At 58.3% G+C, this 17,774-nt stretch carries 13 protein-coding genes and 1 pseudogene; 13 read left to right on the top strand and 1 reads right to left on the bottom strand.

The annotated features are described in order from the left end of the window. Positions 1–1,370: 1,370 nt before the first annotated feature. The 5 genes and pseudogenes from H3T90_RS02775 (at position 1,371) to H3T90_RS02755 (ending at position 5,431) form a co-directional block, all read left to right on the top strand. Positions 1,371–2,015, top strand: coding sequence for a sugar O-acetyltransferase (locus H3T90_RS02775; RefSeq protein WP_198229506.1), 645 nt, complete (start codon positions 1,371–1,373; stop codon positions 2,013–2,015). 328 nt (positions 2,016–2,343) lie between these two features. Next, positions 2,344–3,699: a glycoside hydrolase family 30 protein gene (locus tag H3T90_RS02770; RefSeq protein ID WP_408610681.1), complete on the top strand. Its 1,356-nt coding sequence runs from the start codon at positions 2,344–2,346 to the stop codon at positions 3,697–3,699. Positions 3,700–3,732: 33 nt separating this feature from the next. After that, positions 3,733–3,936, top strand: a complete 204-nt coding sequence (locus tag H3T90_RS02765; protein ID WP_198214737.1) for a hypothetical protein — start codon at positions 3,733–3,735, stop codon at positions 3,934–3,936. 15 nt (positions 3,937–3,951) lie between these two features. Further along, a pseudogene (locus H3T90_RS08975) lies at positions 3,952–4,086 on the top strand (hypothetical protein); the annotation flags it as partial. Positions 4,087–4,159: 73 nt separating this feature from the next. Further along, positions 4,160–5,431 (top strand): glutamate-cysteine ligase family protein, encoded by a 1,272-nt coding sequence (locus H3T90_RS02755; RefSeq protein WP_198229503.1) that lies wholly within the window; start codon positions 4,160–4,162, stop codon positions 5,429–5,431. A gap of 70 nt (positions 5,432–5,501) precedes the next feature. On the opposite strand, the gene H3T90_RS02750 is transcribed toward H3T90_RS02755, so the two are convergent. Further along, entirely contained in the window at positions 5,502–6,125 is a 624-nt protein-coding gene (locus tag H3T90_RS02750) for a TetR/AcrR family transcriptional regulator (RefSeq protein ID WP_082097723.1), read from the bottom strand. 323 nt (positions 6,126–6,448) lie between these two features. Between H3T90_RS02750 and H3T90_RS02745 the strand changes: the two genes are divergently transcribed. From H3T90_RS02745 to H3T90_RS02710, 8 genes are all read left to right on the top strand, one after another. Next, the gene (locus H3T90_RS02745) at positions 6,449–8,701 is read left to right on the top strand and encodes an exo-alpha-(1->6)-L-arabinopyranosidase (protein WP_198229502.1); all 2,253 of its coding nucleotides are present in this window, start codon (positions 6,449–6,451) and stop codon (positions 8,699–8,701) included. Between the two features lie 148 nt (positions 8,702–8,849). Then, positions 8,850–11,186 carry a glycoside hydrolase family 3 N-terminal domain-containing protein gene (locus H3T90_RS02740; protein ID WP_198229590.1) on the top strand — a complete coding sequence of 779 codons (2,337 nt, stop codon included), beginning with the start codon at positions 8,850–8,852 and terminating at the stop codon, positions 11,184–11,186. 386 nt (positions 11,187–11,572) lie between these two features. Beyond that, complete coding sequence (locus tag H3T90_RS02735) at positions 11,573–12,433, top strand: ABC transporter permease (RefSeq protein WP_110425597.1); 861 nt, start codon at positions 11,573–11,575, stop codon at positions 12,431–12,433. Positions 12,434–12,442: 9 nt separating this feature from the next. Continuing rightward, positions 12,443–13,354 carry a carbohydrate ABC transporter permease gene (locus H3T90_RS02730; protein WP_052733280.1) on the top strand — a complete coding sequence of 304 codons (912 nt, stop codon included), beginning with the start codon at positions 12,443–12,445 and terminating at the stop codon, positions 13,352–13,354. Between the two features lie 37 nt (positions 13,355–13,391). Continuing rightward, positions 13,392–15,047 (top strand): type 2 periplasmic-binding domain-containing protein, encoded by a 1,656-nt coding sequence (locus H3T90_RS02725; RefSeq protein WP_198229501.1) that lies wholly within the window; start codon positions 13,392–13,394, stop codon positions 15,045–15,047. Between the two features lie 103 nt (positions 15,048–15,150). Beyond that, entirely contained in the window at positions 15,151–16,092 is a 942-nt protein-coding gene (locus tag H3T90_RS02720) for a glycoside hydrolase (RefSeq protein ID WP_198229500.1), read from the top strand. Then, the gene (locus tag H3T90_RS02715; RefSeq protein ID WP_198229499.1) at positions 16,089–16,850 is read left to right on the top strand and encodes a DUF624 domain-containing protein; all 762 of its coding nucleotides are present in this window, start codon (positions 16,089–16,091) and stop codon (positions 16,848–16,850) included. Before H3T90_RS02720 ends, H3T90_RS02715 begins: the two co-directional genes overlap by 4 nt. A gap of 19 nt (positions 16,851–16,869) precedes the next feature. Then, complete coding sequence (locus H3T90_RS02710) at positions 16,870–17,580, top strand: TetR/AcrR family transcriptional regulator (protein ID WP_198229498.1); 711 nt, start codon at positions 16,870–16,872, stop codon at positions 17,578–17,580. Positions 17,581–17,774 lie beyond the last annotated feature (194 nt).

Genomic DNA, 17,774 nt, shown 5'->3' with positions numbered 1-17,774 from the left:
GACTACCATTTCGAGCTTCTGAAACATGCCACGGCAGAAGACATCAACACCGGGGTTAAGTACGTCAACAACGATGCCTGCTTCCCGGCCATCATCGTGGTGGGGCAGCTGGTCAACGCCTTCCTGTCCGGCAGGTTCGACCCGCACAAGTGCGCGGTCATCGTCACCCAGACCGGCGGCATGTGCAGGGCCACCAATTATTATGGTCTTCTGCGCAAGGCCCTGGCCGATGCGGGCTATGGCTATGTGCCGATCATTACGCTGAGCGTCCAAGGGTTCAAGGCCAATCCCGGCCTTCAGGTAACCCCGGCGCTGCTGCACCGCGCTGTCAAGGCCTTCTACCTGGGCGATGCCATGATCGAGTGCCTGCTCAGGGTCCGTCCCTACGAGCAGGAACCCGGCTCGGCCAACAGGCTCTACAAGCTCTGGGACACGATCTGCAAGGAGACCATCGAGCACCACGGTTACTCCAAGACCGCCAAGAAGGTCTACGGTCATGGATATCTGCCTTACCGCACGCTGATGAAGCGGATGATCCGGGCCTTCGACCAGCTGCCGCTGCGCAACATTCCCCGCAAGCCCCGGGTGGGTGTAGTCGGGGAGATCCTGGTCAAGTACCATCCCGATGCCAATAACCATGTGGTCGACCTGATCGAGAGCCAGGGCTGTGAGGCCGTGCTTCCCGGTGTCTGTGACTTCATGGTCAACGGCATCTCCAACGCTGAATGGAATGAAGAGATGCTGGGGACAGGCGGCCAGGTGGGTGTCAAGAAGATCGTCCTCAAGGCTGCGGATGTCTACCGTGCCCCGATGATTGCCGGCTTCAAGGCTTCCCATGGGAAGTTCGATATTCCCGCCCACATCAGCGATCTGCGGGAGAAGGCCGCTTCGGTCACCTCCTTGGGTGTTCAAGCCGGAGAGGGCTGGCTCCTGACTGGAGAGATCATCGAGCTTATTCAGTCCGGTGCTCCCAACATCGTCTGCGCACAGCCCTTCGCCTGCCTGCCCAACCATGTGACTGGACGTGGCATGTTCGGCAAAATACGCAGGACCTACCCGGAGGCCAACATTGTCTCGATCGACTACGATCCCGGCGCCTCGGAGGCTAACCAGCTCAACAGGATCAAGCTGATGATCGCGGCTGCCAAGAAGCCGGGCGACCAGCAAAAGCTCAGCCAGGACCATAAAGCCGACGACGGCTTCCAAGCAACGGAGGCGACCGGTCTGGATGCGGGGCAGGCAGCACCCGTCCAGGACGAGGAGAAGGTTCTGGAGAGCCTGTAGCCGCTAGGCCGAGGCCGGTGTTTGGAGCCAACGCGTCGGCCTTGGAATTGCTGAACCACGAAGTTCAAGGAAATAGGGGGGTTCCCATGACCAGCCGCGAAGAGATCAAGGCTCTGCTGGATACCGACCAGATATACATTGCCGATACACCCGAAATGAAGCAGGTCCAGGACGCCCAGCAGGATCTGGTCTTTGAGTTCAACGCCTGTCGTCCCAGCCAGGTGGAAAAGAAGCAGGACCTCTGCAAACAGATGTTCGGTTCATTCGGCGAAGGAAGTTGGATTGAGGGGCCGGTGCGGGCCAACTGGGCCTGCAACACCTACTGGGGAAGCAAATGCTATGCCAACTTCAACCTGGTTCTGGTTGACGATGGACGCATTGACATAGGCGACCACACCATGTTCGGACCAAACGTCACCATCGTCACCACCGGGCACACCATTCGCCCCGATATACGTGCCTATGGAACGCCCCAGTTCACGGTTCCGGTCAGCATCGGCAGGAATGTGTGGATCGGAGCAGGCGCCATCATCATGCCGGGAGTGACCATCGGAGACAACACGGTCATCGGGGCAGGATCCCTGGTCACCAAGGACATCCCTTCCGACGTGGTCGCCTACGGCCATCCCTGCAAGGTCGTCCGCCCAATCAATGACCACGATTATGAATTCTTCTGGAGGGATCGCCGGTTTCAGCCGCCTTATGATGCCCGGCCCTTCATAATGGATTAGGCGGGTTGATTGAGAGCTGGCTCCCTGGATTCCTCTGCAGTCTGGTGTCTGGCATCCGTGTGCTGGTTTAATTCCGGCGGGCACGGTTTTAGCCTCGGCGATGCCTGGGTTTGATCAGCTCCTTGAACCGGTCCCATTCTCGGACGTAGCCGATTCTCGGCTCACGTACCGTTGAGGGTATACGGTAGCCTTACTCATGGCTATTGTTTCGCTCTGCCGGGATGTGTCTTTATCCTGGTGACTGAAACATCAAGTGACCTGTTCTCTCCGGGGATTCTTGCTGGGCGAATGGGCATATAGGAACGCTATGCAAAGGAGCAGAAGATTCATGAATAAGAAGGCAGAACTGGTCTGGATAGCAACCACTCGCCAGCAAGCCATGCAGGAACATCCTCTGGCACTTTCGACTCTGGAGTCATCGCCCGATCTGGAATGCACCGGCGGTAAGTTGCAGGCTCTGCGAGGGTTTGGCGGCTGCTTCAATGAGCTGGGGTGGCTGCCCTTGCAGGAATTGGGGGAGGAGAAACGTGAGGGGGTCATCCGTGAGCTCTTCAGCCCTGATGAGCTGAATCTGACCTTCAACAGGACCCCGGTCGGCGCCAACGACTTCGCCGCGAGCTGGTACAGCTACGACGAGACCGACGGCGACTACGACCTGGAGCATTTCAGCGTCGACCACGACGAGCAGACCCTGATTCCATACATCCGACAGGCCCAGAGGTATCAGCCGAACATGGGACTGTTCGCCAGCCCCTGGAGTCCGCCCACCTGGATGAAACGGCCCAAGGTCTACAATTTCGGTCGAATCGATATGAGTGAGCGCAATCTCACTGCATATGCCCGCTATCTTCTGGAATATGTGCGCGAGTATGATCGCCGCGGCATCCACATTGATCAGCTGCATGTGCAGAACGAGGTTTTTGCGGACCAGAAGTTCCCCTCCTGCCTCTGGTCCAGCGAGGACATGCGCATCTTCATCCGTGACCATCTGGGCCCCCTCTTCGCTAAAGAGGCATCGGATACGGCCATCTTCCTGGGGACGCTCAATGGTCCCGAGGATATGAAGTTCGGCCCCGAAGGCATGATTCTGGAGAACTACAACCGATACGTGGACAACATCCTCTTCGACGAGGACTGCCGCAAGTACATCGCCGGCATCGGCTACCAGTGGGCCGGCCAGCATGACATAGAGCGCACCCACCAGTCCTGGCCTGAGATTGAGCTGGAACAGACCGAGTCCGAATGCGGCATGGGCGGCAACACCTGGGAGTACGCAGAATACGTCTTCTCGCTGGTCAACCGGTATCTGCGGGCCGGAGCCACCTGCTACACCTACTGGAACATGGTTCTGGGCCAGGGCATATCCACCTGGGGCTGGCGGCAGAATTCCCTCTTCTCCGTCGACACCGCCAACGGCCAGGTCAGGCGCAATCCCGAGTACTACGTCATGCGCCATTACTCGCACTATGTGCGCCCGGGCGCTCGCCTGCTGGATACTCGCGGCCATTTCAGTTCCATGGCCACCGCCTTCGAAAATCCGGATGGATCGGTCGTTGTAGTGGCCCAGAACGCCCTGGACCGCGCCATGCCCTTCTCCTTCTCTGGACCCGGAGGGGATAGCGAAAGGAGCCAAGGTTTCCAAGTGACCCTGGAGCCACGATCTTTCAACACCTTCGTCCTATGAATTGAATCTCGTGGATTAAGATTGGAGTTCATCATGTCAGACCACGTGGTTCGGACCACGGACCACCCAGCTTTCCAAGGTAACAGGCGCCTTCCGGACAGGCTCATCTTCGGATGCTCCTACTACGATGAATATATGGTTTATGAGCGGGTGGACAAGGACATGTCCATGATGAAGTCCGTCGGTATCACAACCATGCGTATTCCCGAATCCACTTCGGGAACCTTGGAGTCTTAGCTCGGTGTATTCGATTTCAGCCATGTGGGCCGAGTACTGGATGCCGAAAGGCGCCTCGGCATCCAGGTCATCGTGGGTACACCCACCCATGCCGTCCCCGTCTGGCTGGCAAGGATCCCTGACCACCATATAAGAAAGCGGGAATTATAAGCTAGACGGATGACAGAATCTGAGACCTGTCCAATCCGGGATTCGCGACCCTTCTGCGTAGACTAGAGTGGTGATGATGAGGCATAGAGTTTCGTACGCTCACCTGGGTGCGAAGGTGAACCCAAAACATGTGGCCAGCCTGGTCGACTACTTCGAATCCGGGTGCAAACCTGACAGCGAATTCCGCTATGGTGTCGAAATAGAGCATCTGCCTGTGCGCAGAGGGGACGACAAGGCTGCCGGTTATTATGGCCGGGACGGCGTGGAGAACCTTCTGAAGGATTTGCGCCCCTACTACAGGCACGAAGAGGAGTATTGGGAGAATGGCCACCTTCTGGGTCTGGGCAGACCGCTGATGAAGGTCTCCCTGGAACCGGGGAGTCAGGTCGAATCATCCATAGGGCCCTGTGGAACCCTGGGTGAGTTGGTTGATCTCTACCAGTCCTTCCGTCAGGAACTTGACCCGATTGCCTCCAGAATGGGATTCCGCCTGGTTAACTACGGCTATCAGCCACGGTCGAGCTATGCCGATATCAGCGTGGTTCCCAAGGACCGCTATGCAGCCATGACCGACTACCTAGGTCGAGTGGGTCAGTATGGCCTCTGTATGATGAGGTGCTCGGCCTCCACGCAGGTAAGCATCGACTATCGGGATGAGGCCGATGCCGTGGCCAAGCTTAGGGTGGGAACCGCACTGGGGCCAGTGATCTCATGGTTCTTCAAGAATTCACCTTGGTTCGAGGGCGGACCCAACCCCTATCCCCTCCTACGTCAGAGAATCTGGGATTTCACCGACTTCCAGAGAACCAACATATCCCCCGGCCTCTTCGATCCTGACTTTGGCTGGGAGGATTACGCGGTGGATGTCTTGTCGACCCCGCTCATGTACGTGGATTTGACACATACGCCCGAAGCGGCCGGGTTGGAACAGGAAGGTCTTCGTCGTGTGGCCTTCAAGGACAACGCTGCGGATGTTTACCCGGACCGCCGCCTAAACGACTACGAGGTGGGTCACATCCTATCCACCCACTTCAATGACGTCCGTTTGAAGAAGATTGTGGAACTCAGGCATTGGGACTCTTTACCCATAGCCCGAGCGATTCGTCTGACCGGAGTGGTCGGGGACACTTTCTACGACCAAGCCCAGTTTGAGCGGTTGACGGCTTTCTGTTCTCAGCTGGAGGAAGCTGACGTTTTCGCAGCCAAGGCCGACCTCCAGGCTAGGGGATCCCAGGCCAGGCCCTACGGACGATCGCTGGATGAGTGGGGAAACCTGCTTGGTGTGGAAGACAGCCTGGACAATCTGCCCGGCGACCCGGTACACCCTGATGTCTTCCAGGTCTAGGGTGGGCGTTCTGGTTCGGCCGGGTTCATGCCCCAGAACGACTGTGGCGATGTGAATGGGATTCTGTCCCTCAGCGATAGCCGCTCCAGGTGGGCAGGGGGAAGATGACCTCCTCACAGGCGGCCCAGAGCTGATTAAGGTCCTGACCGGGGGTGCGCAACCAGCGCAGCTGGATTCCGTCCATCATGCTGTATCCAGCTTGGAGTAATGGGCGCAGACTTGTGCCCTCCGGCAGGGCCCACCGAATATTCATGGCAGTGTCGATGCTGCCGCGCTCGCGGTCCTCGAAATAGGAATGTGCTGGGTGGTGGGGATCAAGGGCCTCGGCGCTCAGGGTCGAGAACATGTGGACCAGAGCTGGGCGACCGGCGTTGATGGCGACCACCTGCCGCCACATTTCGGCCAGGAGGGGTTGGTCCTTGCTCCTGATGAGGCGGTCCAGCACCCGGTCCGTCTCGGAGTCGTATATCTCGTTCATTACTAGGTGCAGGAGGCCGTCCTTGCTGCCTACATGATGGAGGACCCCGGCCTTGGTCATGTGGACCCGGTCGGCTATACCCTGCAGGGTGGTCCCGTAATATCCCCTCATGCCGAAGGATGCGACTGCAGCCTCGATGATGGCCTGCCTGCTGGCGCGCCCGCGTCGGCGGGGCAACCTATCATCTACTCTTTTGCCGCTGTCCCTGTCCGCCATCGCAGTCTCTTTCCGCCCCCACTAACTAGTTCAGTCCAAACCACTCGGTCAGGAACTCAGTTATAGGAAGGTTACCAACCATCTGGTTACCTGTGAAGCCATGCGTTGGTGGTGTGTCGACCCTATGAAAATGCTAATCTACCTACCAATTGGTCAGTGCTGTGAGATTCGTCAGATTGGTCCTCTTGACCCTGGTTTGGCTTTCCGGGACGGGCTCCGGAAGGGCCTTGGGCAGAGTACGGACCTGCACGACTGGCTGAGAGATACACCGAGTGTGTATGCGAAAAGGAACGTAACAGGCAAGGAAGCATGGAGCGGAGAGTATGAGTAACACAGAATATCCCACAGTCAAAGATTTGACCCTTGAGGAGAAGGCCAGTCTGACATCGGGGCAGGATGCCTGGCATCTGCAGTCGGTGGAAGGCAAGGGGATTCCCGGGTACATGATCACCGACGGCCCCCATGGCTTGCGCAAGGCCGACAGTTCTACAGGCAATGTGGATGTGAACCAATCGGTCCCCGCCACCTGCTTCCCACCGGCTGCGGGAATGGCCAGCTCTTGGGACCCGGACCTTGTTGACCGGGTGGGTCAGGCCATGGCCGAGGAGTGTATCCAAGAAAAGGTGGCGGTTATCCTGGGCCCCGGCGTGAACATCAAACGCAATCCCCTTGGTGGCCGTTGCTTCGAATTCTGGTCGGAAGACCCCTATTTGGCTGGCCACGAGGCAGTGGGAATCGTCACCGGCGTCCAGTCCAAGGGGGTGGGAACCTCGCTGAAGCACTTCGCCGTCAACAACCAGGAGACCAACCGAATGCACGTGTCGGCCAGGGTGGGTCAGCGTGCCCTACGTGAGATATATCTACCGGCCTTTGAACACATCGTCAAGGCCGCCCAGCCTTGGACGGTCATGTGCGCCTACAATCGTGTCAACGGGGTCCATGCCGCCCAGGACAGCTGGCTCCTCACCAAGGTTCTGCGGGACGAGTGGGGGTTCAAGGGGATCGTAATGAGCGACTGGGGGGCCGACCATGATCGGGTGGCATCCCTCAATGCTGGTCTGAACCTGGAGATGCCACCCAGCTTCACCGATGACCAGGTCGTCAAAGCGGTACAGGATGGCCGCTTGTCCGAAAAACAACTGAACCGGATGGCTCAGGGGATGATTGACCTAGTCAACAAGACCCGTCCGGCCATGCAGACCCAGGGCTATAAATACGACGTGGAAGCCCACAATCAGGTAGCGCGTCAGGCAGCCCTGGAATCCATGGTCCTTCTCAAGAATGAGGGGGGTATTCTTCCGGTCAAGCAGGGAGAATCCGTGGCTGTGATCGGCGAGTTCGCCCGCACCCCCCGCTATCAGGGTGGCGGATCCTCCCACATCACCCCGACCAGGATCACCAGTTTCCTGGATGCCGCGGCAGACAGGGGACAGGTCGTTGACTTCGCCCCCGGGTTCACCCTTGATGAGGCTGAACAGGACCAGAGCCTGACGAACCAGGCACTCCAGGCCGCCTCCAAGGCCGATAAGGTTCTTCTCTTCATGGGGCTCCCCGAGGAGGCCGAGTCTGAGGGATTCGACAGGAAAACCCTGGACATCCCCGCCAAACAAATCGAGCTCCTGGAGGCCATCTCCGGTATCAACCCAAACGTTGCAGTCATACTCTCCAACGGATCCGTGGTCTCTCTGACCCCCTGGAGGGACCAGGCCAGAGGGATCATCGAGGCCTGGCTCCTGGGTCAGAACGGCGGGCAGGCCCTGGCTGACGTAATATACGGGGATGTCTCTCCGTCGGGCAAGCTGGCCCAGACCATCCCCATGGACCTCTATGACGACCCCTCCATGGTCAACTGGCCTGGTGAGGAAGGCCATGTGGACTACGGTGAGGGCATCTATGTGGGCTATCGCTACTATGACACCTTCCACAAGGAGGTGGCCTACCCCTTCGGCTTTGGTCTGAGTTACTCCGAATTCAAGATTGACGATATCCGCGCCCTTCCTGACGGAAGGGGAGGAGTGCGTGTGACGGCACGGGTGAGCAACCTATCAGACGTGGACGGCGCCCAAGTGGTTCAGGTCTATGTGGCTCCGCGCTCGCATCGGGTCTCACGCCCGGTCCACGAACTCAAAGGGTTTAGGAGGGTTTTCCTGAAGGCAGGTCAGAGCGCTGAAGTTGTCATCGACTTGGATTCCCGGGCCTTTGCATACTGGTCGGAGGCATATGGCGACTGGCATGTGGAGAAAGGGACCTATGGAATCCAGGTGGGCTCCTCCAGCCGCGACATAAGCGCACAGGTGGACCTGGACCTGCCCGGTGACGGCAAGCGGCTTCCCCTGAACGAATGGTCCACCCTGCGCGAATGGGAGGATGATCCGGTCGGCGGGCCCATCGTCCAGAAGATGAAAGCCGAGGGGGAGGCCGGCCGTCTGCCTAAGTTGGACGACGCGGATGACTCTCCCGCTTCCTTCCTGGCTGGCATGCCGATTAATTCATTTTCCGTCCTGGTTGGCGAAGGAGGTACGAGGATGACGTCTTTCCTCTTAGATGAATACGCGCGCCAGACCGGGGTTCAGTGAGTCCGACACCCATATTCGGGTGGTTGTTATCCAGTCAATGGACACGGGGAGATCGGCGGCCGGATGGTTCGATGCCAGACCGATTGATCAGTGCAGAGACAGAGATATGCATCAAGATGAGGCTCGAGAAGGAACAAGAATGGCAGAGATGAAAACCGAAGATCAACGTCCGATCAGGGGTATGCCGTACCAGGATTCGACCCTGCCCGAGGGGGAAAGGACCCAGGACCTCCTGTCCAGGATGACATTGGAGGAGAAAGTTGGTCAGATGATGCAGCTGGAGGGAAGGAAGGAGTGGTTGCCGGATCTCATACTGGGCAGACACGTCGGATCCATCCTCCACACCAGCCCTGATGATCTGCCCGGGGCACTGACTATGGCCGTCCAGGAGACCCGGCTGGGGATTCCCCTGATAGTAGGCGACGACTGCATACATGGGTACTCCTTCTGGCCTGGGGCCACCATCTTCCCCAGCCAGCTGGGCATGGCGACCTCATGGGACCCCGAACGGGTCCGTCAGGCGGCCAGGGTCACGGCCGAGGAGGTGTCAGCGACCGGGGTCCATTGGACCTTCTCGCCGGTCCTCTGCATCAGCAGGGACACTCGTTGGGGCCGGGTGGATGAGACCTTTGGGGAGGACCCCCTCCTGATTGGGGACTTGGCCTCGGCCATGGTCAAGGGTTACCAGGGGGGAGCCAAGGCCGGAGAGCCCCTCCCCGAGGACGCTATCATGGCCTGCGCCAAGCATTTCGCGGGTTATTCGGAGACCCAGGGGGGCAGGGATGCCAGTGAGGCCGACCTTTCCCACCGCAAGCTCATGTCGTGGTTCCTACCCCCGTTCGAGCGGGTCGCCAGGGAGGGCTGCGGATCATTTATGCTGGGTTATGAAGCCATTGACGGCACTCCGGTCACTCTGAACCACTGGCTCCTGGATGAGGTCCTTAGGGGGCAGTGGGGCTACCGGGGGATGCTGGTGACAGACTGGGACAACGTGGGCCGCACCGTGTGGGAGCAACATATAGAACCCGACTACACTCATGCGGCAGCCGATGCTGTCAAGGCCGGCAACGATCTGATGATGACCACCCCCCAGTTTTACGAAGGGGCCTTGGAGGCCGTCCGTTCCGGCATTCTGGAGGAGGACCAGCTGGATCAGGCCGTGGGCAGGATTCTGGCCGTCAAGTTCCGGCTGGGACTATTCGAGAATCCCCGTCTGCCCGACCGGGAGAGAATCCGGACGATCATAGGTTCCCAGGAGCACAAACGCACCAACTTGGAACTGACGCGTGAGTCGGTTGTTCTTCTGCGCAACGACGGTTCTCTCCCTCTGAAGGCCGAAATGGTACCGCGACAGGAGGAGGGTGTCCACAGGCTGGCCGTGGTGGGACCTCTGGCCGATGATGCCCAGTCCCAGTTGGGAGACTGGTCCGGGGCTTCAGGCCAGGTGCCCTGGATGCGCCAGGGTCAACCCAGGGAGATGATCGTTACGGTTCGTGACGGTCTGACCTCCCTCCTTCCTGAAGGTTGGAAAGTGGACTATGCCCGAGGGGCGGATATTATTACCATGGTGGACGATCCTGCCGGCCCGACCTTCCATGATGGCCAGCCCAGGCCCAAGATCGCCCAGTCAGCTCCCACCGATCAGGACCAGCTGGATCAAGCCGTCCATACGGCCAGGCGGTCTGATGCAGTCATCGCCGTCGTCGGTGACCTGGTCCAACTGACGGGGGAGGGGCGGTCGACGGCTACCCTCGAACTTATGGGTGGGCAGGCTGACCTGATCCGAGCCCTTGTCGATGTCTGCAGCCAGGAGGACAAGCCCCTTTGCCTGGTTCTAATGAGTTCCAAGCCCCTGGTCCTTCCGGCCGAGGCCGACCTTGCTAACGCTCTAATCTGGGCACCTAGCCCCGGTATGGAGGGTGGAAGGGCCATAGCTGAGATAATCCTGGGCCTGACCGAACCCTCGGGTCGCCTGCCCATCTCCATGCCCCGGCACGTGGGCCAGCTACCGGTCTACTACAATCAGATCCGTGGTCAGCATGGCAACCGGTACGCCGACTTGACCCAGGATCCCGCCTTCGTTTTCGGCGAAGGCCTGTCGTACACGACCTTTGAATATGGACGCCCCTCGATCAAGGGGGGTCCTGGCCCCTTTGCCCACAACCAAGTTATCCACGCCAGTATCCCATTGACGAACACCGGCGGCCGACCCGGTGTGGAGGTGGTCCAGGCTTATGTGAGGGATCTTGTTACATCGGTCACCTGGGCAGACCGAGAGCTCAAGGCCTATAAGAGGGTCAGCTTGGAACCCGGTCAGACCGCCCAGGTCGAATTGGACATTCCGGTCTCCGCCTGTTCCATCGTCGACTCTTCGGCCCACCGGGTCGTCGAGGATGGGGAGTTCGATCTCCTGATCGGCCACTCCTCCAATGAGGACGACCTCCAAGCGGTCCGGTTCAGTGTGGCCGGGGTCCAGTCCGCCTAAGGCCAAGGGGCACAATTGGTCCCATCACAGCAATCCGGCCCCGAAGGGCTTACCGGAGGTGATTCCCCGGCACTTCCTTCGGGGCCAGATCGTCCCTATCGTTACGCCATCTCGAGGCGGCTGCATTATAAATCGATTCTCTTTGACTAATTACTTACTCATGAGTAAGATAAATTCTGTAAGTGGAAATCCAATCTGATTCGTATGGGATGGCCCGCCGCGCAGGAGCGGTTCGCTATCTACACCGCCGCTCAATGTTGAGGGACGGGCGAGGCGAAAGGAGCAAGGTTGCAAGTGGAATCCGTACATCCAACAATCCCATCGCGGGGGGGGGGCTTATAAGCCAGTGGTTTTCCCGCTTCAGGCACCAGTGGCAGTTGCAGGTCATGATTGCTCCGGGCATCCTCTTCATGGTGGTCTTCAACTTCATTCCGATATATGGTCTGGTGCTGGCCTTCAAGAACTACACCGTCGTCGATACCATCGGTGACTCCCCCTGGGTGGGCCTGGACAACTTCCGGATTATTTTGTCGGACAAATACTTCTGGGATTCCGTCTGGAACACCCTGGGCATCAGTTCAATTAAATTGATACTGGGCTTCATTCTGCCCATCATTCTGGCCGTCATGATTTACGAGGTTCCCTGGGGGCCCTTCAAGAAAATCGTGCAGACCCTGACCTACCTGCCCCACTTCTTCTCCTGGATCATTCTGGGAGGCATGATGATCAGCTGGCTCTCATCCAACGGTCTGCTCAACCAGATACTTCAGATTTTTGGCTTCCAGGCCAATACGAACTACCTTCTGGATGCGGGCAAATATTGGGGGATAGCCTCCTTGTCAGACGTGTGGAAAGAGGCCGGGTGGGGTACCATCCTCTACCTGGCAGTCATGTCCAACATCGACCCTTCCCTTTATGAGGCGGCGGAGATGGACGGGGCATCCAAGATCCAGCGGATATGGCACATCACCTTGCCTGAAATCAGCGGGATGGTCACCCTCAATCTGATCCTCTCCGTATCGGCTCTCTTCAATTCCAACCTGGACCAGACTTTGGTCCTGATGAACTCTCAGAACCAACCCAAGGCGGAGGTTATCAACTCATACGTCTACAGAATGGGTCTGACCCAGGGCGACTTCTCCTATGCCACAGCCGTCGGCCTGGGGGTTTCGGTCATATCGGTCATCCTCCTGGTGGCCACCAACCTGTTGAGCAAGAGACTCAACGACAACCAGTCGGTGCTCTGAGGAGGAACCATGTCCAAAGTTAAACAAGATGCGGCTTCTGTCGCTCCAAGCCGGAGGATCCGCCACAGCTCGGTCACCTTTACCATCGTCAACTGCGCCCTTCTGGTGGTTTTCACCCTTCTGATCGTCGTACCAGTATGGAACATCGTCATCTCGTCGTTTTCCTCCTCCAAGGCCCTGGGAAGGGGGGTAGCCTTCTGGCCCAAGGAGTTTTCCCTGGACAACTACACCTACGTTCTGGAGGACAAGACCATGTGGAACGCCTTGTTCATTTCTGTGGCCAAGACGGGTGTGGGAGTGGTATGCCACACCCTCTTCTGCGCCCTCTTCGCCTACCCGATGAGCAAGGCCTACCTGGCAGGGCGTAAGCTCTACTCGGCCATGGGGATCGTGACCATGTTCTTCTCCGGTGGGATGATCCCCACCTTCCTCCTGATCAAGTCCCTGGGACTGCTCAACACTTTCTGGGTATACATAATCCCGGCCCTTTTCAGCTATTACGACATCATCATTCTGATGAACTTCTTCCGCCAGATTCCTGACTCCCTGATGGAGTCGGCACGTATCGACGGTGCGAGTGAATGGAGGGTCTTCCGGTCAGTGGTTCTTCCCTTGTCGATGCCCGGGGTCGCCACCATCGGTCTCTTCCACGGGGTGGCCCAATGGAACGATTTCATGACCACCAAGCTCTATGTCAACAATGAGGCTCTCTACCCGCTTCAGATGCGTCTGTACGACATAATCGTCCAGTCCCAAGCGGCCACACAGAACGCCAACATGGGTCATCTAGTCCTGGATACGACCTCGCGCGGGGTCAGGCTGTCGACCATCATCATCACGGTTCTGCCCATCCTGGTGCTTTACCCCTTCGTTCAGAGGTATTTCATCAGCGGTTCCATGGCCGGTGCGGTCAAGGGCTGACTGGTCGTCACGGATCGAGAAGAGCTAAGGAGCATTCATGCGTAAGAAAACGATTGTGTGCAGAAGGTTGAAGTCCCTCTGTGCGGTGGTGATGATCTCGGCGGTTTTGGGTGGTCTTGCGGCCTGCGGGATCGACAACAGCTACACATCGCACACGGTGGCCCAGTTGCCAGCTCCGGCCTACAGGCTTTCACCCGACAAGCCGGCCTGGCAGATTGACGGACGTAAGAACAACAAAATCCTGTGGTACGTCAATGCCGATTGGTGGAACAAGTCCTTCGGGAAGGACATGATCACCCGCCAGATCAAAAAGGACCTGAATGTGGACATCGAGTTCGTCACGGGAGACGACAGCAAACTCAATACTTATTTTGCCGGTGGTGATCTGCCGGACCTGATCACCGTCCTGGATGCCAACTCCCGGGTGGTCAAGGCAGCCAAGAACTGGGCATACCCCCTTGATGACCTGGCCGACAAGTACGACCCGTACTTCCACAAGGTGACGGCCAAACAGACCATGGACTGGTATCGTCAAGACGATGGGAAAACCTACGGATACCCCTCTTATTCCAACACGGAGAAGGACTACGGGGACGGGACCGTGCATGCCTCAAGCGGTTTCATTATCCGCAAGGATGTGTTGGCTGCCATCGGAAAGCAGGATTTCACCACCCCGGAGGGTTTTCTGGCTGGGATGAGGGCTATCAAGGAGAAGTTCCCCGACCTGATCCCCTTTGGCTTCAATGAGTTCAACGGGACCAATTCCTCTCTGGACGTGACCTTGCAGAACACTCTGGGAGTCCCGACCACCAAGGCCGGTCACCGCTTTTACGATCGGAGGGAGGACAAGGACTATCTGACCTGGCTGGACACCTTCCGCCGTTTGCACGCTGCGGGTGGGATATCCGATGATTCCTTCGCTGATGACGGTGATGCCTTCAATGAGAAGATACAGTCGGGCAAGTATGCCAGTATGTTCATGGCCAGCGTGGTCAACCACGGCCTCTGGCTCCAGACGTGGGCCACCGCCCATCCCGACAGCCAGTATGTGGCTATCGATGGTCTGCGCAGTACTCAGGGGCGCAAACCCACACTGACTGATGCCGGCCTGAGCGGCTGGACCATAAACTTCATCAGCAAGGGTTGCCGGAATCCCTCCAAGGCCATCCAGGTCTTCACCTACCTCCTGAGCGACTATGGGCAGATGTTGGTCAACTACGGGTTCGAGGGGAAGACCTACACCAGGGGGCCGGGCAAGATTGTCAGGTGGACACCCGAAGCCAACAAGGTTAGGTTGACCGACAGCAAGAAGTGGCAGAATGAATACCGGATGGCCGAATTCGTTCTCTTTGGCCATGATCGCTACAAGGCGCTCAACCCGGATTCCTTTACCGATGCTGTCCGTCAGATCCAGAATTTCGGACAGCCTTGGCTGACCACCCAGTACGAGATAGAGAATATAGCCCCCGACCAGGGCACTCTCCAGGCTCGTTCCTACTCGGCAATCGAGACCAAGTGGTCGACCATCCTGGTCTCCCTGATGAGGAGCGGGTCCGAAAAGGACTTCAAAAATCTGGTGGAGCAGTACGGCCAGTTCCAAAAGGAGAACAGGATTGACGAAATCAATAAGATACGAGATACAAAGATCGCTGCCAACCTGAACAGGCTCAAGGGTTCGCAGACCAGGAGCTGAGGGAATGACAATTAGGATTTTCCTCAACAGCAGGGCAGGCCACGTGAGTGAAGGACTTGGGCCGGTTGGAAGGGGAGCCGTTGATTGGCGGGGCGGTCGACAGATGGGCGAAGATCGTCCGAGCGCCATCCTGGCGACCGACTCCTCTGCCTACCTGGTTTGCTACCGTCTGCCTTCTCGAACCAGACGGTGCCTCATGAGGGCCCTCTTCGACCTGACGCCGGTAATCAGCCTGTCTCTTCTGCGCAACCCAATCTGGTTCTATGACTATTCCCACCACCCCTGCACTTACGACGACCCCACCGGTAGCCGGGAGGACAGGTTCCTTACAAACTTCTCCTTCAGTATCCGCAAGGATCTCTGCCGGGGTTTGGACCGGGCCGGTTTGCAAACGAATATCCTAGGATATGAGCACAACTGGTACCGGACAGACCGCCAATTGGACCTCATCGACATGGCGGGTGGGGTCCTGGACGGAATCGCCTGTTACTGGTATGACAGCTGGCCCGAAAGCCAGACGAAGGTTAGCGCGCCGAGGTCTGTTTACGGGGCCTATGTCACGGAGGGTTCGGAAAGAGAGTGGACGCCCACCCTTCACCAGACCTTGGCCCGTCTGATGTCCATGGGTATCGAGTTCGTGCGCCATAAGGCCCGCTGCCTGGTCCTGTGGAATCTCACGCTGGACGAGAAGGGCGGGCAGGTCATCTCCGGATTCGGTACCAGTACCTGTCGAGACCTGGTCACGGAGGACCGAAGAGGAAGGATCACCAGTAATCTGGACTACTGCGGTCTTGCTCAATTTAGTCGATTTATCAGGCCAGGCGCCAGAAGGATCAGTATGGAACAGGCCGACGACCTGTCCGATTTTCCCCTTGGGAACACCGACGGAAGCCAGGTGGCTGTCCTTTACAAAAGACGACGGAGGAAGATCAGAATTGGGGTCCGTTTCGTCCCTGGCTGTCGGGTTCAGGAGGCGGAACTGACCCTCTGGACCGTGATGGCTGTGACCCTTGTCTGCGGACCGGGCCCAGGGGAGGGCCTATGAGCAGGATCTTCGCTCTGGACGGTCCCCTTTACCGTTGCCTGGATAAGGGCTGGCAGCTCCTCAAGTTGAACCTTCTTTTTCTCGTCTCCTGCCTCCCCTTGGTAACGGTTGGGGCCGGACTGACTGCCCTTTTCGCTGTGGTTTTCGCCCTGCAGGAGGAGGGAACGGTCCAGGTGGGTGTCCGCTATTGGAAGGCTTTCAAGGCACGCCTGGCCAGGTCGACCCAGGTCTGGCTCCTGGTCGTGGCCGTGCTAACTGCCTTAGTGGGGGCTTACTTCCTTTTGGCAAATCTCACGCGGGGGTCTCAACCGGTCCTCCTTACCTTTATGGTCCTGGTGGCCTTCCTGCTCCTGGCGGCCATGCCCCTGTTTCCCCTCCTGGCCTTGGGTCTGTCCTCCGACCTTGGCGGAGCTGGAGCCTCCATTATGTCGGACCAGAGCCTCAAGAACCCCTCCCTTGGAAAGCTCCTGAGGACTTCGCTAGGTGTGGGGGTTGGGCATGTCCTGGAATGCGGAGGAATGTTCCTCCTCCTGGCCCTCACCTGCCTGTTTCCTATCTTCCTGCCTAGACTCTGGCCACTATGGCTTCTTTTTGCCGGATCCCTCCTGGCCTTCCTCCAGGCCTGGCTTTTTCGTCGAGCTTGCGGGGTCCTGCCGGTCCGAGCCCGTCCAAATCAGGCAAAAGGCAGAGGCAGTGAACGGTCCACAGGGGGTGATGGTCTTGATGGCGGAGACCGACCTGGCCCCGGCAGGCGATGAAGGGGAAGGAGAAGCTGGCATGATCCGGAAGGTGAAGAAGACAGATGGGCCGAGTGAGGGCGGGGACCACACCCGCCACCGCCCTGAGACTCTGCACAAGCGGGAAGAGATATTGAGGGCTGCCCTTGATGTCTTCGGCCGGAAGGGGGTTGCCAAGGGTACCCTTGAGGAGATTGCCGACAAGGTGGGAATGACTCGGGCCGGCATCCTCCACCATTTCGGTTCAAAGCGCAAGCTCCTGATCGAGGTCCTCAGATACAACGATCAGGCCGAAGTGGCCGACCTCCCTGACAGGAAGATGCCCGGAGGTAGTGCTGGTTTCGATCACCTTTTGCAGACCATCGTCGATCACGCCCGCAATCCCGAGATCACCCGCTCCTTCATCACCCTCTCTTCGGAATCCATCACCGAGGGGAATCCCGGCCACCCATTTTTCAGAGAGCGGTATGCCAATCTCCGTCAGGAGGTGGCCGAGTGGATAGAGGAGATGGGCCGCGACCGGGGAAAGGCAGTGGACCGGGATCTTGCACTGATGGCCTCATCGTCCATAATGGCTCTTATGGACGGCCTCCAGCTCCAGTGGTTGATGGACGAGGGGGAGGAGGGGCAGATTGACATGGTCCGGACCCTCTCCTTCGCCATGCATGAGATTGTAGCGGCCGCGCTGGGAAACCAGATGGCTGGCCGGGATGTCGAACCGGACGCCGGGACAGGGGGAGAGTGGGGGTGAGGGGGCCCAATCAGCGGTGCGACGAAATGGGTCCGCCTGATGAATGTCCGCCTGGTGAACCGGATTCCCCTCTTTCCTTAGGCGATGATACTATCCATTCATAGTGGGCCTTGATCCGTCATCAGCGGGGAGCCCTCGGAAGAACGGGAACGCTTGTAGCGGTCCTCAGTAGAACCGACGGGTGGGCCCGCATA

This window comes from Bifidobacterium polysaccharolyticum (assembly GCF_016101585.1).
Lineage (GTDB): Bacteria > Actinomycetota > Actinomycetes > Actinomycetales > Bifidobacteriaceae > Bombiscardovia > Bombiscardovia polysaccharolytica.
This window is presented reverse-complemented; position numbering and strand designations above follow the sequence as displayed.